This is a genomic window from Macellibacteroides sp. (assembly GCF_050251695.1).
GTDB classification, from domain to species: Bacteria; Bacteroidota; Bacteroidia; order Bacteroidales; family Tannerellaceae; genus Macellibacteroides; species Macellibacteroides fermentans.
Genome location: NZ_JBFWMI010000003.1, coordinates 65,043 through 87,698, shown reverse-complemented (window position 1 = coordinate 87,698; position 22,656 = coordinate 65,043). Strand labels below are relative to the sequence as shown.

Annotated in this window: 15 protein-coding genes; 11 read left to right on the top strand and 4 right to left on the bottom strand. The window is 43.6% G+C overall.

Annotated features, from left to right (window positions below):
- Positions 1–292: 292 nt before the first annotated feature.
- The gene (locus AB7E53_RS01145; RefSeq protein WP_446773666.1) at positions 293–1,978 is read left to right on the top strand and encodes an arylsulfatase; all 1,686 of its coding nucleotides are present in this window, start codon (positions 293–295) and stop codon (positions 1,976–1,978) included.
- Positions 1,979–1,981: 3 nt separating this feature from the next.
- On the opposite strand, the gene AB7E53_RS01140 is transcribed toward AB7E53_RS01145, so the two are convergent.
- On the bottom strand, positions 1,982–3,034 hold the full coding sequence (locus AB7E53_RS01140) for a hypothetical protein (protein WP_446773664.1): 1,053 nt from the start codon (positions 3,032–3,034) through the stop codon (positions 1,982–1,984).
- 550 nt (positions 3,035–3,584) lie between these two features.
- On the opposite strand from AB7E53_RS01140, the gene clpB reads away from it, so the two are divergent.
- The 10 genes from clpB to AB7E53_RS01090 all read left to right on the top strand — a co-directional run bounded on the left by clpB (position 3,585) and on the right by AB7E53_RS01090 (position 18,296).
- Positions 3,585–6,176 carry an ATP-dependent chaperone ClpB gene (clpB, locus tag AB7E53_RS01135; protein WP_068179806.1) on the top strand — a complete coding sequence of 864 codons (2,592 nt, stop codon included), beginning with the start codon at positions 3,585–3,587 and terminating at the stop codon, positions 6,174–6,176.
- 105 nt (positions 6,177–6,281) lie between these two features.
- Positions 6,282–6,611 carry a hypothetical protein gene (locus AB7E53_RS01130; RefSeq protein WP_068179803.1) on the top strand — a complete coding sequence of 110 codons (330 nt, stop codon included), beginning with the start codon at positions 6,282–6,284 and terminating at the stop codon, positions 6,609–6,611.
- Positions 6,612–6,675: 64 nt separating this feature from the next.
- Entirely contained in the window at positions 6,676–7,350 is a 675-nt protein-coding gene (locus AB7E53_RS01125; RefSeq protein ID WP_421467182.1) for an OmpA family protein, read from the top strand.
- Positions 7,351–7,449: 99 nt separating this feature from the next.
- On the top strand, positions 7,450–8,697 hold the full coding sequence (locus AB7E53_RS01120) for a hypothetical protein (RefSeq protein WP_446773662.1): 1,248 nt from the start codon (positions 7,450–7,452) through the stop codon (positions 8,695–8,697).
- A 158-nt stretch (positions 8,698–8,855) separates the two neighbouring features.
- Positions 8,856–9,131: a sigma factor gene (locus AB7E53_RS01115; protein ID WP_446773660.1), complete on the top strand. Its 276-nt coding sequence runs from the start codon at positions 8,856–8,858 to the stop codon at positions 9,129–9,131.
- Entirely contained in the window at positions 9,016–9,993 is a 978-nt protein-coding gene (locus tag AB7E53_RS01110) for a hypothetical protein (protein WP_446773658.1), read from the top strand. Before AB7E53_RS01115 ends, AB7E53_RS01110 begins: the two co-directional genes overlap by 116 nt.
- An 11-nt stretch (positions 9,994–10,004) precedes the next feature.
- Positions 10,005–11,777, top strand: coding sequence for a RagB/SusD family nutrient uptake outer membrane protein (locus AB7E53_RS01105; protein WP_246303304.1), 1,773 nt, complete (start codon positions 10,005–10,007; stop codon positions 11,775–11,777).
- Positions 11,778–12,083: 306 nt separating this feature from the next.
- A complete protein-coding gene (locus AB7E53_RS01100; protein WP_079683036.1) occupies positions 12,084–13,340 on the top strand; it encodes a Gfo/Idh/MocA family oxidoreductase in 1,257 nt (418 codons plus the stop codon).
- A 20-nt stretch (positions 13,341–13,360) separates the two neighbouring features.
- Positions 13,361–16,807 (top strand): family 16 glycoside hydrolase, encoded by a 3,447-nt coding sequence (locus AB7E53_RS01095; RefSeq protein WP_446773656.1) that lies wholly within the window; start codon positions 13,361–13,363, stop codon positions 16,805–16,807.
- Between the two features lie 187 nt (positions 16,808–16,994).
- Entirely contained in the window at positions 16,995–18,296 is a 1,302-nt protein-coding gene (locus AB7E53_RS01090) for an O-acetylhomoserine aminocarboxypropyltransferase/cysteine synthase family protein (RefSeq protein WP_068179792.1), read from the top strand.
- Between the two features lie 626 nt (positions 18,297–18,922).
- On the opposite strand, the gene AB7E53_RS01085 is transcribed toward AB7E53_RS01090, so the two are convergent.
- The 3 genes from AB7E53_RS01085 to AB7E53_RS01075 form a co-directional block, all read right to left on the bottom strand.
- Positions 18,923–19,513: a MarC family protein gene (locus AB7E53_RS01085; RefSeq protein ID WP_068184007.1), complete on the bottom strand. Its 591-nt coding sequence runs from the start codon at positions 19,511–19,513 to the stop codon at positions 18,923–18,925.
- 289 nt (positions 19,514–19,802) lie between these two features.
- Positions 19,803–21,122 (bottom strand): TldD/PmbA family protein, encoded by a 1,320-nt coding sequence (locus tag AB7E53_RS01080; protein WP_350456624.1) that lies wholly within the window; start codon positions 21,120–21,122, stop codon positions 19,803–19,805.
- A gap of 1 nt (position 21,123) precedes the next feature.
- Entirely contained in the window at positions 21,124–22,656 is a 1,533-nt protein-coding gene (locus AB7E53_RS01075; RefSeq protein WP_179398224.1) for a TldD/PmbA family protein, read from the bottom strand.

The window sequence follows — 22,656 nt, the reverse complement described above, 5'->3', positions numbered from 1 at the left end:
ATTGCAGCCTTTATTATGGGCTGCAAAGTTATCAATTGAAATCGTCGCGCTCGAAAAACCTCTATAACTAACTAAATTTCAAATATTTCAAAGAACTATTTTAGATTTTAATGGGACAGCAATGATTTTGAATAATGAAGAGCATATCGATCAGTTTTATTTTGATTATTAATAATTTTGTCGCTACTTCGCATTCATTTCTGAATGGATCGGAAAACCACATGTGTTAGCAGAGGTTATTAATAAACGAAGTTAAATACAGATTTAACTCAAAAGAAGAGTTGTGTTAATTATGACAAAAATGTTTAGATCAATGCCGCTTGCTGCGCTTGCCTTAACGGCGGGTGTGAGTTGCGGAACGGGAAAAAATGCGGAAGAGGGTGTTAAAGGCAGACCGAACATTCTTCTTATTCTGGCAGACGATTTGGGATATTCGGATCTGGGTTGCTACGGCGGCGAGGTTCATACACCTAATCTGGATAGGTTGGCGCAGAACGGGTTGCGCTTCAGCCGGTTTTATAATGCCGGACGGAGCTGTCCGACCAGGGCCTCGTTGTTGACGGGCCTCTATCCGCACCAGGCGGGGATAGGGCGGATGACTTTCGACGATCATCTGCCGGGTTACAGGGGTACCATGACGCACAATGGGGTTACCATTGCCGAAGCTCTGAAGCAGAATGGCTATCAAACAGGAATGATCGGGAAGTGGCATGTGGCCGAAACGCCTTTACGTACTGATCAGAGGGAGTGGCTGGCGCATCAGGTGCAGCACGAAGAGTTTGCTCCGAAGGAGAATTATCCTACACACCGCGGGTTTGATAACTTTTATGGAACCATCTATGGGGTGGTGGATTATTTCGATCCCTTCAGTCTGGTTAACGGTGAAGAGCCGGTTAAGGATGTGCCTGCGGGTTATTATAGTACAATTGCATTGTCTGACAGTGCGGTTTCGTATATCGGTAGGTATGCAAAGTCTGAAAAACCATTCTTTATGTATCTGGCCTATCACTCTCCCCACTGGCCTTTGCATGCCCTGGAGGAGGATATAAAGAAGTACGAGGATGTGTATAAGGTGGGCTGGAAAACGATTCGTGAGGCTCGCTTCGAAAGAATGAAAAAGTTGGGAATCTTTGGTAATCAGACCGATTTTCTTTCTAACCGTCAGTCGGCCAAGGAGTGGGAGTCTAACCCGGACAGGGAGTGGGATGCGCATGCCATGGCGGTTCATGCGGCTATGATAGACCGGATGGATCAGGGTATCGGAAAGGTGCTGCAGGAGCTGGAAAGAACCGGTGAGCTGGATAATACCCTCATTTTGTTTATGTCCGACAATGGATGTAGTCCGGAAGTATGTCAGGATTATTCACCGGGAGAGAACGACCGTCCGGATATGATGCGCGACGGAACGCCCATCGTGTATCCGAGAAAGAAAGAGGCAATGCCGGGACCGGAGACTACCTTTGCTTCATTAGGACCGGAATGGGCCAACGTAGCCAATACACCGTTTCGGTTCTGGAAGGCTAAAATGTATGAAGGGGGGATTTGTTCTCCTATGATTGCCCATTGGCCTGCCGGTATTAAAGCTGCCAGGGGATCGGTTACCGACGAGCCTTGTCACATTGTGGATGTGATGGCTACCAGTTTGGAATTGGCTAAGTCAAACTATCCTGCCACCTATAAGGGAAATAAAATTCTTCCGATGCAGGGCGAGAGCATGGTGCCGGTTTTTAAGAATGGTAAACGTAAAGGGCATACCTATATCGGGTTCGAACATTTTAATGAGAAGGCGCTGATGAGTAATGATGGCTGGAAGATTATTCAACCCGGCAATAAAGCCAGGTGGGAGTTGTACAATTTAAATACCGACCGGTCTGAGCAACATAACCTGGCCGATACATATCCCGATAGGGTAGCTGCCATGGTTAAGGAATATGAAGCGTGGGCAGAGAGGAGCATGGTGGTTCCGGCTCCGCGCTAACGACTAGGCTTCAAGTTTTAACAGGTATAGGGTTACGGTTGAATTACTGCCGGCGGCCGTTCCGCTAGGGGCGGCCTGCTTCCGGCAGAAGTAGTAATTCCTGCATTGGATGTCGAGGGGGTGGAATTCGGCAATGCGGCCCGTTTGATAGTAGTCGTCCACCAGTCCGCCTTTGGCAAAGTAGGCAATGTTGTTTCTGCGATCAAAACAATAGGTATAACAGGTATCCACATCTAATGTGTTGCTGTAGCTGGAGATCAGGAACCGGTCGCTAAGCTGTAAGGGCAATACCGCGGCTGTTTGTTCGGTCTGAAACCGTTCTGCTTCCAGTTGGTTGGTTCCTATCAGGTAGAGGGTGTCCTGAACAAGGCTATCTGAACACAGGGAGGGAGAGTGCACGTACAGACCTTCTTCCGAAACAGCCACCTGAGGGTCAAAGTAGCCCTCAATATAAAAGCGGCCAAGGTCTGCCTGATAAAGTTTTTTCTCGGTCAACGGCTGTAGTTGCTGTGTGAAACCGCAAAGTTTCTTCTCTATTTTAGTCTCCGTGTTGCCGGGTATAACCTGCTCGGTTGTTGCCCAGTATTGATTATTGTAGTAGGCGAGGCTGAGTAGTTTGGTTTGAGAACCTTTTTGTTTGAGGTCTTTGGCCTGTATAAGTACTCCGTTATAATCGTATATATAAGCTATTTGGTTGTTTCCGACGGCAACAAGCTCTTTATTGCCGGGATTTAAGGTAAAGTGGGTAACCGAAATGGTTTCAGTACCTGCTTTATGGATGGATATCCTGCCAAGAAAGTCACCGCGTTTATTGAAATGAAACAGCACATGGTCGCACAGCACAAACAGGTGGTCGCCATCTTTCTGTACCGAATGGATGCTGCCGGGATTATATCCTGCCGGAAAGACCAGGGGGATGGAGCTTACCTCCTCCGCGATATCGGACAGTTTGCCATCCACGCAACGGGGTGCATCACCGGCAATGTAGCGTGGAATGTAGAGGTAGCCGGTTGTCAACACAAACAGAAATATCAAAAATTTAAATCCTGATTTCATATAATTTAAGGCTGTTTCTTTATTGTATTGCAAATTTACATAAAAATGACAATTTATAAGCGTGTTGAATAGAAATAAAGGCCACTACGTCTGTTCATATATTGAGTATTTCCTAAAATATAGTGTCTTTTAAGTATAACAATAAAAGAGCAAATTATAAAGTACGTATGTGGTATTGATCTTCGTTAATAGTATTTTATGTGCACTGTCAAACAAAATGATGATAAAATACACAGGATCTATTGGTATATCATTCAGTTGGCGATGTGCCCAATGAAAGTACTGGTTGCTTTTGTTTTTAGAATATTTATGTCACTTTGGCATAATTTCGTTCTGGCACTTATTTTGCCTTATCCTATACAGATTGAATGTTTACAGGATGAAGCATACATCAGCAATGGCAATCGTACTACACGGCTTATAACCGTAAAGAATGAAAGTTTGATACTTCGTAGATTAAATTGCTATTTTGTTGGTTTTAAATGATTAGAACATTTGGTTGCGGATAAAGTTATATAAGTATAGTTAGAATGAAAGGAGAAATAAAGATATGAATTTAAACAATTTTACAATTAAATCGCAAGAGGCTGTTCAGCAGTCTGTTCAGCTGGTTTCACAACGTGGACAGCAGGTGATAGAAGCAGCCCACATACTTAAGGCTGTCATCATGACAGGCGAGAGTGTTGTGAATTTTTTATTCCAGAAGCTGGGTGTAAATGTACAGAACCTGCAGATGGTGCTGGACCGTCAGCTGGATTCTTATCCCAAAGTATCGGGTGGCGAGCCTTACCTGAGTAGCGAGGCCAATGCTGTATTGCAGAAGGCAATCGAATATTCGGGCAAGATGGGCGACCAGTATGTGTCGCTTGAACATATCTTGCTGGCTTTGCTCACGGAGAAGAGTGTGGCTTCGAGTATGCTGAAGGATGCGGGTGTTACCGAGAAGGAGCTTCGCCTTGCCATCGCAGAGCTGAGAAAGGGAAACAATGTTACGAGTCAGTCGGCCGAAGATACCTACAATTCTCTTAATAAGTACGCAATCAACCTAAATGAGCGTGCCCGGTCGGGTAAGCTGGATCCGGTTATCGGTCGGGACGACGAGATACGACGGGTATTGCAGATACTAAGCAGACGTACTAAAAACAACCCGATCCTGATTGGTGAGCCTGGGGTTGGTAAAACAGCCATAGCCGAAGGACTGGCACATCGTATTGTACGGGGCGACGTGCCCGAAAACCTGAAAAGCAAACAGCTTTTCTCGCTGGATATGGGTGCACTGATTGCCGGAGCCAAATACAAAGGCGAGTTTGAAGAGCGTCTTAAATCGGTTGTAAATGAGGTGATAAAGGCTGAAGGCGAGATCATCCTCTTTATCGACGAGATTCACACCCTGGTGGGCGCCGGTAAAAGCGATGGTGCCATGGATGCGGCTAATATATTGAAACCTGCCCTGGCACGTGGCGAGCTAAGGGCGATAGGTGCCACTACATTGGATGAGTATCAGAAGTATTTTGAAAAGGATAAGGCTCTTGAACGTCGTTTCCAGATTGTTACGGTGGACGAACCCGACGAGCTAAGTACCATTTCTATTTTACGTGGCTTGAAGGAGAAGTACGAAAATCACCACAAGGTGCGTATCAAAGATGATGCAATTATCTCGGCTGTACACTTGTCGCATCGCTATATCACCGATCGGTTTCTGCCCGATAAGGCTATCGACCTGATGGATGAAGCAGCTGCACGTCTGCGTTTGCAGGTGGATTCTGTTCCGGAGTCGCTGGATGAGGTGAGCAGACGTATCAAACAGCTTGAGATCGAGCGCGAAGCTATCAAACGCGAGAACGATGTGCAAAAGCTGGAGCAGCTTAACAAAGAGATTGCCGATCTGAAGGAAGACGAGAAGACGCAGATGGCCAAGTGGCAAAGCGAGAAGGATCAGATCAACAAGATTCAGCAGAACAAGATCGATATCGAAAACCTGAAGTTTGAGGCAGATAAAGCCGAACGCGAAGGCAATTACGGAAGGGTTGCCGAAATACGCTACGGACTGATAAAGGCGAAAGAGGAGGAGATCAAAGCGGTGCAGGCGCAGTTGCATAGTCTGCAGGGCGGATCGGCCATGATTAAAGAAGAGGTTGACAGTGAGGATATAGCCGACGTGGTTTCAAGATGGACGGGTATTCCGGTTAATAAGATGTTGCAAAGCGAAAAGGACAAGCTGCTTAATCTGGAAGACGAACTTCACAAACGGGTGGTTGGTCAGCAGGAGGCCATCACAGCCATTGCCGATGCCGTAAGGCGTAGCCGTGCCGGTTTGCAGGACCCGAAGCGTCCCATCGGTTCGTTTATTTTCCTCGGAACTACCGGTGTGGGTAAAACGGAGCTTGCCAAAGCGTTGGCCGAGTATCTGTTTGACGACGAGAACCTGATGACCCGTATTGATATGAGTGAGTATCAGGAGAAATTCAGTGCCACAAGGTTGATTGGTGCCCCTCCGGGATATGTGGGTTACGATGAGGGTGGACAGCTTACCGAGGCAATCAGGCGTAAACCATACTCGGTGGTTTTGTTCGACGAGATTGAGAAAGCACACCCTGATGTGTTCAATGTTTTATTGCAGGTGCTGGACGACGGCCGACTTACCGATAATAAAGGTAGGGTGGTAAATTTCAAGAACACGATCATTATTATGACATCCAATCTTGGATCGTCACTGATTCGTGAGAACTTTGAAAAGATAACGCCGGCAAACCACGACCAGGTGATAGAACATACTCGCAATCAGGTGTTGGAATTATTGAAGAAGACAATCCGTCCGGAGTTCCTGAACCGTATCGACGAAACGATTATGTTTACGCCGCTTAACGAAGAGGAGATAAGACAGATCGTGAATCTGCAGTTGAAGGGTGTGGCTGCTATGTTGGCTGCCAATGGCATCGTGCTCGAATTTACGGATGAGGCTTTGTCGTTTATTGCCCAAGAGGGATACGATCCTCAGTTTGGTGCCCGTCCGGTTAAAAGGGTTATTCAGAAGTACGTGCTGAACGAACTCTCAAAAGAGATCCTTAGTCAGAAGATCGACCGTAATCAAGTCATTACGATTGCAAAAAAAGGACAGGGATTGGAGTTTGTAAATAAATAATTGACAAAGTGATAGGGGAGGCGTAAAAATTTACGTTTCCCTTATTGTTTCTGTCGCACTAAGTTTTACCTTTGCATGAACAAAAACAATTAATCGAACTAAATTATGAGTGAGAAGGATGATATGTTAATTTATGATGAAGACGATTCTGTAAAGTTTATTCAGAATTATCTTCCTCAGGAAATGAAGGGCAAATTCAGCAACGACGATATAAATTATATCGTAGATCTAGTTTACGATTTCTATGAATCCAAAGGTTTTATGAACGAAGATCCTGAAAAGGATGCGGATGTGGAAATTGATGAAGAAGAGCTGATCGCTTACGTAATTAAGAACGCCAAGAAAGACGGAGTAGGCAAGTTTGAAGCCGAAGAAATTAGCTTTATCGTACAAGGGGAGCTCGAATATTGCGATTCAATCAACATGTTTGAGTGATAAACTGTTATTCCTTTGTAACAAGATTTATTGACATTTTATTAATAACTAACAATTTTGATTTATGAAAAATTTTAAGATGATTTCGGTTCTGATGCTGTGTGCAGCCGTACTTTTGTCGGGTTGTGGAGCAAGTAATACAGTGAAAGGAACTGCAATAGGTGTTGGTGGAGGTGCTGCCGTTGGTGCAGGTGTAGGCAAAATTGCAGGTAACACAGCTTTGGGAGCCATTATTGGTGCAGCTGTGGGTGGTACTGCCGGAGCTTTGATCGGCAAGAAAATGGATAAGCAAAAGAAAGAATTGGAAGCTTCTATTCCAGATGCTACAGTTGAGACTGTAAACAATGGCGAAGCAATCAAGGTTACTTTCGATTCAGGTATTTTGTTTGCTACAAATTCAAGCACAGTGAGTGATGCTTCTAAATCGGCTTTACGTAACTTTGCAACCAGCTTGAACTCAAATCCGGATACCAATATTAAAATTATCGGTCATACAGATAATACTGGTAGAGTGGAATACAACCAGACTCTTTCAGAGAAACGTGCTAAAAGCGTGTACGATTATTTATTGAACCAGGCTGTATCAAGCAACCGTATGTCGTTCGAAGGTAAAGGTATCACTGAACCTGTTGCCGACAACTCTACTGCTGCTGGCAGACAACAGAATCGTCGCGTTGAAATCCTGATTCTGGCTAATCAGAAAATGATCCAGGAAGCTCAACAGGGTACGCTTAAATAAGAAAATTACATTTTTTTTAGTAATCCGGACAACATAACTTGTTGTCCGGATTTTTTATTGCCGTAAATTGGTTACGTTTGCACTAAATTTATGGAGTGTATGAAGACATTGATTTGTGGATTGACATCGTCTCTTTCTGTTAAGCTGTGGCTATTGATACTATGTTTTGTTCCTTTCATGGGAATTGCCCAGATTGATGAGAGGGTGTATATGACCGACAGCAGGCTTGACTCCACAAAGAAAGGCGAACTTTCCATCGAAATAGACAATATAAGTTTCTTTCAGAACAACGAATTCAGTTCGGACCTGGTAAAGGGGTATACCTTGCCTGGTATGTGGGTACAGCCCAAAGCTGTATTTTATCCCCTCGGGAATATCAAACTGGAAGCCGGTCTGCATATGCTTCGCTACTGGGGTGCCAATAAATATCCAAATTTTGCCTATACGGATATCGCCAAATGGAAAGGAAGTCAGTATCAGAGTGGCGTGCATTGGCTGCCCTATTTTAGAGCGCATTTTTCATTATCCCCTAAACTGGACATCATTCTGGGTAATATCTACGGTGCAGCCAATCACCGTCTGGCAGATCCTTTATACAACAGCGAGCTGAATCTGTCTGCCGATCCTGAGGCAGGTATGCAATTGCTATACAAATCGAAGACGGTGGATGTGGATGCCTGGATCAACTGGGAAAGCTTTATCTTTGAAGGCGATACCCACCAGGAGGCTTTCACAGTGGGCCTTTCGTCGCAGTTGCGTCTCAACGAAGCTTCTAAAAAGGTACATTTCTATCTGCCGGTACAGGTGCTTGCACAACACAGGGGGGGCGAGATCGATACTATTTTTACCAATTCCATTCAAACCAATATCAATGCGGCTGTTGGGGCCGGTATTACCGTTTCGGTGGGCGACCATTCGTTGCGTCAGCTTAATTTTGAGCTTACCGGAGTGGGATTGTATCAGCAGTCGGGTAAATGGCTTCCCTACACATCGGGCTATGGAATTTATCCCAAAGTAACAGCCTCTTTTAAATATGTTCGTCTGAAGGCAGCTTACTGGACCTGTCATAATTTTGTGTCTTTGCTTGGAAGTCCGTTTTTTGGTTCCCTTTCTACTGCTTACCCGGGCAGACAATACCAGAATCCCGGATTCATATATGCCGGATTTGAATACTCCAAGACCTTTGCCAAAGGCTTCTCATTGGGTGTTGACCTGGATGTTTACAGGCACAATGCCGTAACCTCTTTAGATCCGGAAAAGGGGGTGCTGAACGAAAAAACGGCTGTAAGTTTTGGAGCCGGAGTATACCTGAGAATAAATCCAACATTTTTATTAAAAAAGTTCTGATAACATTTTTTTACTTATATTTGCATGCTATCCGTTGGATAGGATTCGATTTATTGAAACGAGCACGTTTCTGTATCTGAACTCTGGAGATGAATATAACTCACTACAAGTTCCATCCCAGCCAGAATTAAACTTTATTTATATGAAAAGGTAAATATATGAGTGCTTTGTTTGATCATACTATGATAAAAATGGGCATAGAGAACAGGGAGGGGTTTGACAACCTGTTCCGACACTATTATCCACGCTTGAAATCGTACGTTTCGTCGTTTGTAGAAGATTCGGTAGCGGAAGACATTACACAGGACGTATTTCTATATGTTTGGGAAAACAGAAAAAGATATTCTTGGATCCAGAATTGTTACGATTCCCGATACCTACGGACAATCACTTGCTCCCGAAAACTACGCCGAAAGATCCTGGAGAGGAGTTGAGTTTAACGCCATGTGGAGAGATAAAGCCTTTGGCGGTCAGCTTGATTATTCTATCTACGGCAATGTTGGTTTCTCAAAAGACCAATGGGATGTATTGGATCAGACAGCGCTTTATTCACCGGGCGGAAACCTGGAAGAGTTTTCGGCAATCGGGAAACCTCTTAACCGCCTAAGCGGACTGAAAACTTTGGGTATTGTTCGTACTCAGGAACAATTGGACGAGTTGCTTGCCAAAGGATTTAAACAGTATGGTAGAAATCCGTATCTGGGAGGACTCTACTTTGAAGATGTACGTGGAGATGGTTATTCGCTTGGTCCCGACGGAAAGATTGACGGCAACGACGTTCAGCTGCTTTCAGACAATGCGGCTCCCCGCATCAACTATGGTTTTGGTACCAACCTGTCATGGAAAGGATTTACAATGGACATCCATTTCCAGGGAGTGGGATTGTACGACCGTATGATAAGCAACCTGGGAGAAGGGATGGGCGGAATCCGTCAGTATGGTGGTACGGTAAGACCTTATTATCCTATCTGGACAGACGATGTATGGACTCCCGAAAATCCAAATGCCAAATATCCGAGGGTAATTGGTAAAAGCTGGTACGAATCCGGGACAGGTGCTCAGTCTTTCTGGATCAGAAACGGTGCTTACCTGCGATTGAAAAACCTGAATGTTGGTTATAATTTGCCTAAGAGCTGGATTTCGTTCCTTAACCTTGAATCTGCTCAGCTTTTCGTAAACGGCACCAACCTGTTTGTGCTTTCTGCGATGACAGAGTTTCATGATCCCGAGCAGGATTGCTACGATTCTTATCCGTTAATGAAATCATTTACTTTTGGCGTAGATATTAAATTCTAATAATTGATGGTATGATGAAAACTATAAAATATATAATCGTTTCTGTATTGGCTATGTTTGCAACAACAAGCTGCAATACATTGGATATTGAGGATATCTATGACTACAATGCAGAATTAGTATGGAATGACCAATCGCTGGTAAATGCCTATATGGCCAATCTGTATGCGAACGTGTTTAGTAACTGGTCTCCTTCGCTTGATCAGTCAACACAACAATTATCGGGTATAGTCTTTTATCCGGACCGTATTAACATGACCAACGGCGAGTATAAATTGTGGAACTACACGAATATCCGCTTGATTAATGAGGCTATTCAAAATGTAAGTGCAGGTAATTTGCCGGATAACTTCAAAAATGAGATAATTGCCCAGTCTAAGTTCTTAAGGGCATACGTCTACTTCGATATGGTTGTGTATCACGGAGGCGTTCCTTATATTACCGTTCCGCAGGACAAAGATAAAGACGACCTGTATGTGAAAAGAAACTCCACGAAAGAGTGTTTCGACCTGATCATAAAGGACCTGGATGATGCTATCGGTGATTTACCTGAAAGAATCTCCACTTCGTCTGCCAACTTCGGAAAGATTGACGGTTGTTTTGCCACAGCCTTTAAAGCAAAAGTATTGCTTTATAAAGCATCTCCTCAGTTTAATCCATCCAACAAGTGGGATAATGCTTATTGGAAAGAGGCTTATGCCGCCAATGAAGCTGCCTACAATAAACTAAAAGGGTTGGGTTATGCACTAACACCCGATTATGCCAATATATTTTTGAATGAACGTGGTCCGGAGGTTGTTTTCTCTGTTATTAATACCTATCCGAATAAAACAGCCAACTGGGATTACGGTGTACGTCCCGGATCCGAAAGCCGTGGTAATGCGTGGGCTTCGCCAACATGGGATTTCGTTAAAGAGTTTCCTATGAAGGATGGTAAGCTTTACAATGACCCAACAAGCAAGTATTATAAGACAGATGCGAACTTCCTGCAATCATACTGGTTGAACAGAGATCCCCGCTTTGATAAATCGGTGGTTTGGAATGGCTCGGTATACGAAGTTTCAAATAAAAAGGGAAACAGACAGTATACAGCATTGGGTGTTGCGGATGTACTGGACGATTTTGGTGTAAACCCGAAGGCAGGAACCAATTCAACTAACCTGGACTCATATAGTGGTTTCTTTATTCGTAAGGCGAGTGATTTGTCTTTGTTACAGTCGGAAGTGCAGCAATACGACATCGACTATATTGTAATGCGCTTTGCCGAGGTGATGCTTAATTATGCCGAAACAGCCAACGAAACCGGAAAATCGGATGTAGCGTTAACTATCCTGAAGGAAATAAGAAATCGTGCAGGTATTGAAGCCGGAGCCGATGGTAATTATGGTATTACTACCACCACCCGCGAAGGTATCAGAGAGGCTATCCTTGCCGAAAGAAACATTGAATTCTGCTTTGAAGGTAAGTATTTTTGGGATTTGAGAAGACTGAGGATGCTGGACCGTCTGGATGGTAAAACCAAATTTGGAGTAGAAGCCATTGCCATAAATCCAGATGGATCAGAAATGTCTATCGCCGAAGCAAAAGCGAAAGCAGCCAAAAATGAACTCAAGGAGGCCGATTTTAAATACACCGTTCATCAGATTCCTTTTACCGGAGTGAAGATCTCTTCGGTACCCGAAAAATATTATTTCTTCCCAATCAAACAATCAGTCATTGATTTGAACAGTAACATTGAGCAGAATAGTAACTGGGGCGGTACGTTTAATCCAACTTTAGAGTAATGCTTATTTAGATTTAATAGAATCAGAAGCTGTCTTACGAAGGGCAGCTTCTGTTTTTTTATTAAAACTGAATTTGATTTATTGGTATTGTTAATAATATGTCTTATTTTTGAGTTTTCGTTTTACTTTATGTGATGTAATTATGAAGAAACCATTCTAAAGATAACAAATTATAAAAGAATGGCGAATATTGCAGACATTTAAACGGAAATTGAAGATAATTTGACAGCTAATTAGAGTTGATATGTTCAATATAATAATTATTTTTGCGATTCTTAAAACTATAAGTTTAACATATTTCATACTATGAAAACAAACAGAAGAGATTTCTTAAAGACTCTCGGCGGTGTTGCGGCATTTACAGTAGTCCCGCGGCATGTGCTGGGAAATGGGTTTATTGCCCCAAGTGATCAACTTACCAAAGGTATTATAGGTACCGGAGGAATGGGGCGCGGCCACCTCAACTACGAAGGTACCCGTTTAGTTGCAGTCTGCGACGTTGATAAGAAACACCTTGAACTGGGCAAAAACCTGGTTAAAGACAAAATTGCAGCCTATACAGATTTCCGCGATTTAATTTTGGATAAGAATGTAGACATCGTGCACATTGCAACTCCTCCTCACTGGCATGGAATTATGTCGGTCGAAGCTGCCAAAGCAGGTAAGGATATCTGGTGTGAAAAACCGATGACCCGTACAATCGGCGAAGGTAAACGTGTGATGGAAGCTGTAAAACAATATGGAAGCATGTTCCGTCTTAATACCTGGTTCCGTTTTAAAGATCCTTTCTACGGATTGGGTACGCCCGTTAAACCCTTGAAGAAACTGGTTCAGAGCGGTATGCTGGGATGGCCGTTAAAGGTTACAATCAGCAAACATACCGGATTTGACTGGAAGTTCTACTGGGTAGGGAAAGAATATCTTGAACCGCAACCTGTTCCTGCCGAACTGGATTACGACATGTGGTTAGGCCCGGCTCCTTATAAACCTTACAATGCCCACAGGGTACACCAGACATTCCGTGGATACTGGGATTATGATGGTGGTGGTTTAGGTGATATGGGACAGCATTATATCGACCCCGTACAGTATATATTAGGAAAAGATCATACAAGCCCTGTTAAAGTTGAGGTGGATGCTCCACAACAGCATCCGGATGCAGTAGGAACCTGGCGTTCCATTACCTACACTTACGAAGACGGTTGCCAGATTGTTCTTTGGGGTGGCGATTATGGTAATCCGGATACACCTTACATTGCAGGTCCGAATGGTAATGTTTATAAGAATTTTGTTTGTGATATTCCAAACTGGGAAAAGAAATTAGCAGATTATCCGGAACCCGAACCTCAAATCTCTGAGTTCCTTACCAGTGTTAAGACCCGTCAGAAATTTGCATTGAACGAAGAAAACGGATTCCGTTCTGCTACCATTGTTAATATGGGAGCGGTAGCGTTGCGTTTGAACCGTACCTTGCATTTTGATCCTGTTAAACTTGAATTTGTCAATGACGAAGCAGCAAACCGTCTGTTGGATCAGCCGGCGCGTGCACCTTGGAATATCTAATCTTATAAATTGAAATATAGATGAAAAAAATATATTTGCCAATAGGCGCATTATTATTATCGGCATCTCTTTGGGCGCAAGAGCCACAGGGCAGAACAGCCAGTACCATTGTTGCCGATGTTTTGGCGCAAATGCCGGCACAAAAACAGGCAGAATACAATAAGTTACTTCAGTCTCTTTCTACAACAGGAGAAGATGGTGTAGCCATGTTGGTTAAAATGATTAACGAACCGGGTAAAGGAAGTAACTCTCAGGTGGAATACGCACTGAGCGGACTTACTCATTATGTGATGGCAACGGGTAACGAAAGCGCACGTTTAACCACTGCGACCGCTTACGGCAAAGTGCTCGAACAGGTTTCTAACCGCGAAATCAAAGCCTTTATCATTCGCCAGCTTCAGTTGGTTGGAAAGGATGAAAGTGTATCTGTACTTGCCAAATACCTGACTCAGGAGAATCTGGCCGGACCAGCTGCCCGTGCTTTGGTATCCTTTAATTCAGCAAAAGCTGATAATGCGCTAACAGCCGCATTACAGTCGGCCAAAAACAATGTATCCATCCAGAAAGACATCATTCAGGCAATTGCCGAAGCTGATGCAACGGGAGTGGAGCAGGCCTTGTTGGATCTGTTGGCTACTCAGGATCAGAATTTGCAGAAAGTAACGCTGTATGCACTGAGTCAGATCGGATCAGCCACTTCGTTAAACGCCCTGGGAGCATTGGCAGAAAAGTCAGCTTTCACAATGGAAAATACCGGAGCAAACGAAGCCTACATCGCTCTGATTAAAAAGTTGGCTGCCGATGGAAATACGCAGGCTGCCGAAGCTGCTGCAAACGACCTGCTTAGCAAAGCAACTAAACTTGGTAAAACACAGACACGTAATTCTGCCCTCGAAATACTGCTCTCTATTCAAAAAGAGAAAGGTTTGAAGCTGGTTCTTGCAGCATTGAAGGATGCTTCTAAGGAATACCGCAATGCGGCATTAGATTATACCTCTTCAATTGTTAACGACGAAGTATACGTTACCCTGTTCAAAACAATGGATAAAGCCAAACCCGAACCAAAAACAGACATCCTTAACTGGATTGCCAGTCAGAGTGAATGTCCGGTTCAGCGTGAAGCTATCCGCAAAGTGATGATCAAATTTGATCAGCCAGCCACCGAACTGATACGCAAACAGGTAAAGAATAACGATTTTGGAGTGAAAGAAGCTGCAGTATGGGCATTGGTTAAGTTGGGAGATCCCAATACAATCGGTGATATTTCGGCACTACTTACTTCATCAGACGAGCAGGTTGTGAAATTAGCTCAACGTGCTCTGGCCTCTTTCAAGGGTGATATCTCAACACCTGTTGTAAAGGCAATCGATAAATCTAAGGAAGCCGGCAAAATAGCTGGAATAGAACTGTTGGCTCAGCGTAAGTCTTCTGCCAATCTTAACACTGTTTTGGCGCAGACTAAATCAGACAATGAGTCTGTAAAGAAAGCGGCTTATGCTGCATTGAAAGATGTGGTAGAGGAAAGAGATCTTGTAAACATGTGCGGAATGCTTGAAACGGCAGACGCTTCTACTATTGTTCCATTGCAACAGGCTGTAATTACAGCTGTTAGCGGAATGAGTAAAGAAGCTCAGGTTTCTACAATCAGCAACCGGATGTTGCAGGCAGGCGAAAGTAAAAAACATCTTTATTATATCGTGTTGGCACAAACAGGCGATGCAAAAGCACTTTCTGTAATCTCGGAAGGCTTTGCTAAAGGTCAGGGTGCCGCAAAAGATGCAGCTTTCGAAGCGTTGATGAGCTGTAAAGGTCTTGAAGCTGCCGATGCACTCTATGCTATCTGCAAAGATTCATCTGCTCCGGGCTATTTCGACCGTGCAATGAATGCATATGTTAAATTGGTTTCGAATGCTCAATATACCGGCGAAAACCGTTTGATCCGTTTAAGAAAAGCAATGGAGATTGCCAAGACCGATGCTCAGAAGGTTGCCATCTTAAAGCAAATTGAACGCACAGGTACTTACCTGGGTATGTTGTATGCCGGCGAATTCTTAAATGAAAAACCGTTACAGCAAGCTGCAGCTAACGCTGTTATGAATATTGCTCTGGGTAATAAAACCTATACCGGCGAGAATGTGAAGACGCTTTTAAACAAAGTGAAAGAGGTTCTCGACAATCCGGATGCAGGTTATCAGAAACAGGCTATCCAAAAGCATCTGGATGAAATGGCAGACGAAAAAGGTTTTGTATCGTTGTTTAACGGAAAAGACCTGAGCGGATGGAAGGGCTTGGTTAAAAACCCAATCTTGCGTGCTAAGATGAAACCCGAAGAGTTGGCTGCCGAACAGGCTAAAGCCGACGAGAAGGCTCGTTCTACCTGGTCTGTTCAGGATGGTGTATTGGTATTTAACGGTAAAGGTGATAACCTTTGCACCGATAAACTATACGGTGATTTTGAAATGTACGTTGACTGGATGCTCGACCCTGCAGGTCCTGAGGCTGATGCCGGAGTTTATTTGCGCGGTACTCCCCAGGTTCAGATTTGGGATACAGCCCGTGTAAAGGTAGGTGCCCAGGTTGGATCGGGTGGCTTGTATAACAACCAGAAAAATCCTAGTCAACCGTTGAAGGTGGCCGACAATAAGTTGGGCGAGTGGAATAGCTTTTATATCAAAATGGTGGGCGACCGTGTAACAGTTTACCTGAATGGCGAGCTTGTAGTGAACAATGTAATTCTGGAAAATTACTGGGATCGTTCGCAACCTATCTTCCCGATAGAGCAGATCGAATTACAGGCACACGGAAGCAAAGTAAGCTATCGCAATATTTTAGTGAAGGAACTAAAACGCGCAGAACCATTCCAACTTTCGGAACAAGAAAAGAAAGAGGGTTTCAAGGTGTTGTTTGACGGAACGAATATGCACAACTGGACTGGTAATACGGTAGACTATGTATTGGAAGACGGTTGTATCTCGATGAAACCAAGCAGAGCGCACGGTGGCAATCTGTATACAAAAGATGAATACAAAGACTTTGTGTATCGTTTCGAATTCCAGCTTACACCGGGTGCTAACAACGGATTAGGTATCCGTACTCCGTTGGAAGGTGATGCAGCTTATGTAGGTATGGAATTGCAGATTCTGGACAATGAAGCTCCTATCTACAAAGACCTCAAGGTATATCAATACCATGGATCTGTATATGGAATTATTCCTGCAAAAAGAGGATTCCATAAACCAATGGGCGAGTGGAACTACCAGGAGGTTGTAGCCAAAGGAAACCGTATTACGGTTACTTTGAATGGAACTGTAATTTTGGATGGTGATATTAAAGAGGCTACCAAGAATGGTACACCTGATGGAAAACAACATCCGGGATTGTTCAACGAAAAGGGTCACATCGGATTCCTTGGTCATGGTTCTCCTGTAAAGTTCAGAAACATCCGTATCAAAGAATTGAAGAAATAAGAACTCTGCTTTTATAGTGAATTAAAGGGCGTCCAACAGGTTTGGATGCCCTTTTTTTTGGTTTAAAGCCATTCATCGCTTTTATATACCATGTTTATGGTATTCGAAATGCCTATAACGAGTGATATGGGCTAAGTCTGCTTGGTCTATCTTTGCTGAAAACAATTCATAAAAAAACAGATAGATTATGGGACTTAATAATGCTAGATTTGAAACGTTGCAAGTGCATGCCGGACAAGTAGTAGATCAAACCACTCACTCCAGAGCAGTGCCGATATATCAGACTTCATCCTATGTGTTTGAGGATGCCAAGGATGGCGCCGATTTATTCGGACTTAAAAAGTTCGGGAATATCTATACCCGTCTGATGAATCCAACCACCGATGTATTCGAAAAGCGTATTGCGGCTCTCGAAGGCGGAGCTTCTGCTCTGGCAACCTCTTCGGGGCAATCGGCTCAGTTTATCGCATTGAATAACATCCTGGAGGCCGGCGATAATTTTATTTCCACATCCCATCTCTACGGCGGAACATATAACCAGTTTAAGAATCAATTCAAACGTCTGGGTGTGGAGGTCCGTTTTACACCCAACGATTCTCCCGAAGCTTTCGAAGCCCTTATCGACGATCATACCAAAGCTCTTTATCTGGAAACGATTGGTAATCCGGATTTAAATATTCCCGATTTTGAAGCGATTGCACGAGTAGCAGATGCACACCAGATTCCATTGGTGGTAGATAATACCTTTGGGGCAGGGGGCTTCTTATTCAGACCGCTTGACCACGGAGCATCCGTGGTGGTTGAAAGTGCTACGAAATGGATTGGCGGTCATGGTACCTCTTTGGGTGGTGTGATTGTAGATAGTGGCCGTTTTAACTGGGGTAACGGAAAATTCAGAGCCTTTACAGAGCCGTCCGACAGTTACCATGGATTGGTATTCTGGGATGTATTTGGCGACAAAGGTCCGTTCGGCAACATTGCCTTTACCTTGAGGGCACGGGTAGAAGGGCTCAGAGATTGGGGTAATGCCATCAGTCCGTTCAACTCCTTCCTGCTTATTCAGGGTCTCGAAACGTTGTCGCTGCGAGTGGAGCGTCATGTTTCCAATGCGCTGGAACTGGCAAAGTGGCTTGAAACCCTCCCGGAAGTAGAGTATGTAAACTATCCCGGATTAGTAAGCAGTCCTTACCACGAACTGGCAAAGAAGTATTTTAAACATGGTTTTGGCGGAGTGTTGTCCTTTAAACTAAAAGGAGGAGCAGAGAAAGCCGACAAGCTGATAAATGGACTCTCGCTGATCAGTCACCTGGCAAACGTAGGAGATGCAAAATCTCTTATTATCCACCCCGCAGCTACAACACACGAGCAGCTATCGGAAGAGGATAAGATTGCTGCCGGAGCTGTACCCGGATTATTGAGAATATCGGTTGGTATCGAGCATATTGAAGATATAAAAAGCGATATCAAAGCAGCTCTTTCAAATTTATAATACTTCCTTTCCCAATCATATATGAATGGAAAACAAGCCTTATATGTTTGAATAACAAGCTATATATGAATGATAAGCAAGCTCTATATGATTGAGGAACGGTGTGTATGTGATTGATAATCAGGTTGTAGGGTATTGAAGTTTCTTAGGGCAATGAATGGGGAAAAATCCTATTAGTTTTGACTTGAAAAGTAATGAGAAACATCTCAAAAAGTATATACATTTTGAGTAAAAAGTACCTAAAAATTTTCCCTTAAGTCTAAATTTATTTTCTCTTAAGGGAAAATAAATTTAGACTTAAGGGAAATTATTTTTTTACTTAAGGGAAAAATCTGTGTTGTAAACTGCTGATAATTTGATGGTGTGAGACTGTTGACTTTTTAATTTGAGTAAATGTTTTTTGATTCTTTAAACTGAGAAACTAGACATATCAGAAATCATTATACTGAAAGTTTGGACACTTTTCAAATCATTAAACCGAAACCCAGACATCTCTTCAAATGTCATACTGCGATTCTTTACACTTTACCAAAATCCATCCTAAAATAGTTTACACCCGATGGATATATCTGAACCGGACTTGCTGCAGGTTCAAACGTAGGCTTGGATCAGATGCAAGCTGGTTCTTACAGACTGCCGATCAGTGAGGTCAGATTGGCGGTGATAAGTCTCACGGCGATAGCTAGCAGAATGATTCCGAAGAATTTACGCATCACATAGATACCGCTTTTGCCGAAAAACTTTTCTACAACGTATACCTTCTTTAGTACCACATAAACCACTATCATATTTAACGCCACAGCAATGATAATATTCAGGATATTATATTCTGCCCGCAACGAAAGCAGCGTAGTAAAGGAGGCTGCTCCGGCAATAAGCGGAAATACCAGAGGTACAATGGTTGCCGTACCACCCGGACTATCATTCTTGAAAATTTCTATGTTAAAGATCATCTCTACGGCAAGTACAAAGAGAACAAGTCCGCCAGCTACCGCAAACGATGATATATCTACCTGGAATAAAGCGAGCAGAGCCTGACCGACAAATAAGAATGCCACTAAAATAACAAACGAGATGAGAGCTGCTTTACCTGCCTCGAAAGTCTGGTCCTTCTGCTCGAGGCTAATAATAATGGGAATAGCTCCCAATATATCAATTACAGCAAATAGTACCACAAAAGCACTTAAAACCTCTTTAAAACTAAAAAATAAATCCATCTGGTTTAAAATTTAACTGTTATTACCTGGAATAATCCATTCAATTCAATCCGATTGATATTGTCAATTTGTCTGCAAAGCTACAAAAAAATAACAGAAAATAATGATTTTTTACAAATTACAGGGTGTTATTTGGGTTTGTTTCAAGATAATTGCAATGCTTAGTCGAAGAGGAAAGGTGTAAAATAGGCCTTCATCCGATGGTGCAAGGTGCCGGCTTCATTGCTCTGTCGAAAAGGAGAGATGTAAACTCCCGAAGCTTTAAGTCGGGCTTCGGGAGTTTTTTTATTTATAATCCGCTAAAATCTACGTCCTTAAACAATAGCGAAGGGATTCGCCATGATGACGATTTACGGATGTCGTTACCTGCCTCGGACAAGTTGTTCCATAAAGTAATCATGTTTCCGGTTACGTTCATTTCGGAGATAGGTTGTGTGGTTTTACCGTTTTCGATATGGAAACCTTCAATGCCGTAAGAAAAATCGCCGGTGGTGCTGTTGCAGTTTCCACCGTTGAACCCGGTAACAAGTATTCCTTTCTCGAGCGATGCAACCAGACCGTTCACATCTTTCATTCCATGTTGCATAGTTAAGATAGAGGGAGAACTGATGGTGCTCTTAACCTGCATTTTATTTGCATTATAGGTGTCGATAAAATAGGTGTTCAGCACTCCTTCATTGAAAATTGCACGCGGGGTAGTGGCAACACCTTCGTTATCAAAATAACGGGCGCCTTCGGCCTTTACCAGATGCGGTTCGTCTTTGATGGTAACGTTGCTTCCCAACACCAGCTTGTCTTGTTTATCAAGCAGGAACGAATTCTTTTGCTGAATGGCCGATCCGTACAAAGCTCCGATTACCGGAGATAATAGGCGGGAAGAATTCATATTGTCTACCACCATGGCATACTTGCCGGATGCTATCTTTTGTTGTCCTAATTTTTGAAGCACCCGTTCGATGGACTTTGTTCCGATTCCGTCTTTCTGTAGTTCGTTGTAATAGATAGACGAATCGTACCAGTAAGATTCCGGACGGGCATCGCCTTCGCCTTTAATGCTTACATTGCCAACCAACGTAAAAGACGAGTTGGCGCTTTCGCCCTCGAATCCGTTACTGGCTACCATGTATTTGAAGCTTTTTTCGTCTCCATAAGATCCGTTGGACGAGATGATCCGTTTGTCTTTTCCGTAAATCTCTTCGCAAACCTTCATGGCAAGTCCTACTTTATCGTCCGGATTGATGGAGTCGAACGAGGGATCTATCAAGTCGAGCGGTACGCCTCCTCCTTTGTAATAGAACGAGGAATCGGGTAGGGTACGGAATTTATCTTCGGCAAGAAACCGGGTAGAATTGATGCCTTCTTTAATAAATCGTTCGAGTTCGGCCTTGTTTAATCTATTGGTCGAAAAAGAACCGTATCTTCCGTCAACAAAGATATTGATGACAAGTCCGTTTTCGGATGCCTGCTGCAGCTTGTCAATTTTCATGTCGCGCACTTCAATCGAGCTGCTGAATCCGGTGTACAAGCTAACACGGGAAGCCTGACTGCCATTTCTAAGGGCAAATTCCATTGCCCATTGTGCAAGTAATTTATGTTCGTTCGATATCATATCAATTTTCTCCTCCAACTGTTAGTTTGCTGACCAATGCGGAAGGCATTCCGCAGGTAACCGGACAGGACTGTCCGTCTTTTCCGCAAGTCCAGGTTCCGTTATCCATCTTATAATTATTACCCACCATGGTGATGTCTGCCAAAGCCTTCGGACCGTTACCGATGATGTTTATATCTTTGATAGGTTGAGTAAGCTTGCCATCCTCGATTAAATAACCAGACTTAACGAAGAAGGTGAAGTCGCCGGCCCCGATCTGAACCTGCCCGTTGGTAAATACATCGGCAAAAATACCTTTCTTTACCGAAGCGATCATCTCTTCTTCCGTTACGTTTCCATCTTCCATATAGGTGGCACGCATACGGGGCATAGGCATCTGACGGAACGATTCGCGCCGGCCATTACCCGTAGAACGTATGCCGTAGTGTTTGGCACTGATGCGGTCGTGCAGGTAGCTGGTTAGAACGCCGTCTTTTACGATGTATGTTTTTTGTCCCTCTATACCTTCGTCGTCTATGTTTACAGAACCCCGGTTAAAAGGAATGGTACCGTCGTCTACCACATTGATATGTTCGTTGCAAATCTTTTTATTGAGCTGATCCGAGAATATGGAGGTGTTCTTTCGGTTGAAGTCGGCTTCGAAAGCGTGTCCTATAGCCTCGTGTAGCAGAATACCCGAACCTCCGGCACCCATAACCACCGGCATTTCTCCGCCTTTAGGCTTTACAGCTTCGAACAGGATGGATGTCTTTTTTACAGATTCGTTTGCCAGTTCGTCAATCAATTCGTCGGTAAGAAATTCGGTACCCATACGAAAAGCTCTCGATGCATAGGCATTCTCAATTTTGCCGTTGGCTTCCATAATGCATTGAACACCCAATGTAACCATGGGGCGGTAATCGTAATACATAATGCCTTCCGAATTGCAGAAAAGAATGTGCGAAGTAGAATCGCTAAGAGATGCCGATACCTTGTGAACCCTTTTGTCTAAAGCGAAAACCTTTTCATTCAGTTTCTGAAGATGGGGCATCTTTTCGTTTACGGCAATTTCACTCCAGGGAGTCTTCACCGCATAATAGTTCTGAACGATGGGCTTCTCTGTAAGGTTCACCGCGGCCTTGTTTCCTTTTACATTGGCAATACGAGCCGCCGTACGGGCCGCCGTAAGCATGTCTTGCAAAGTGACGTTCTCTACGTATGCATAACCGCTCTGATCGCCCGACAGAACACGGATACCAACACCATAATCTATATTTGAACTGGCACGGTTCACTGCCCCGTCCTGTAGTCCGATATAGTTGTTAAACGAATGTTCAAAAAAGAGATCGGCATAATCGCCCCCTTTTTCGAGAGCTACCCCCAAAACCTTTTTTAAATCGCCTTCCGAAACACCGAAGTGATTCAAGGCAAATAACACGCCGGCGGCTTTGCCGGCATAACTTTCTGCAACTTCACCTAATATTGAGGGAGTAGCTAAAGATCCCAGCATAACAATTCCTCCTGTTTTAATAAATTCCCGTCTGTTAAAGCTCAT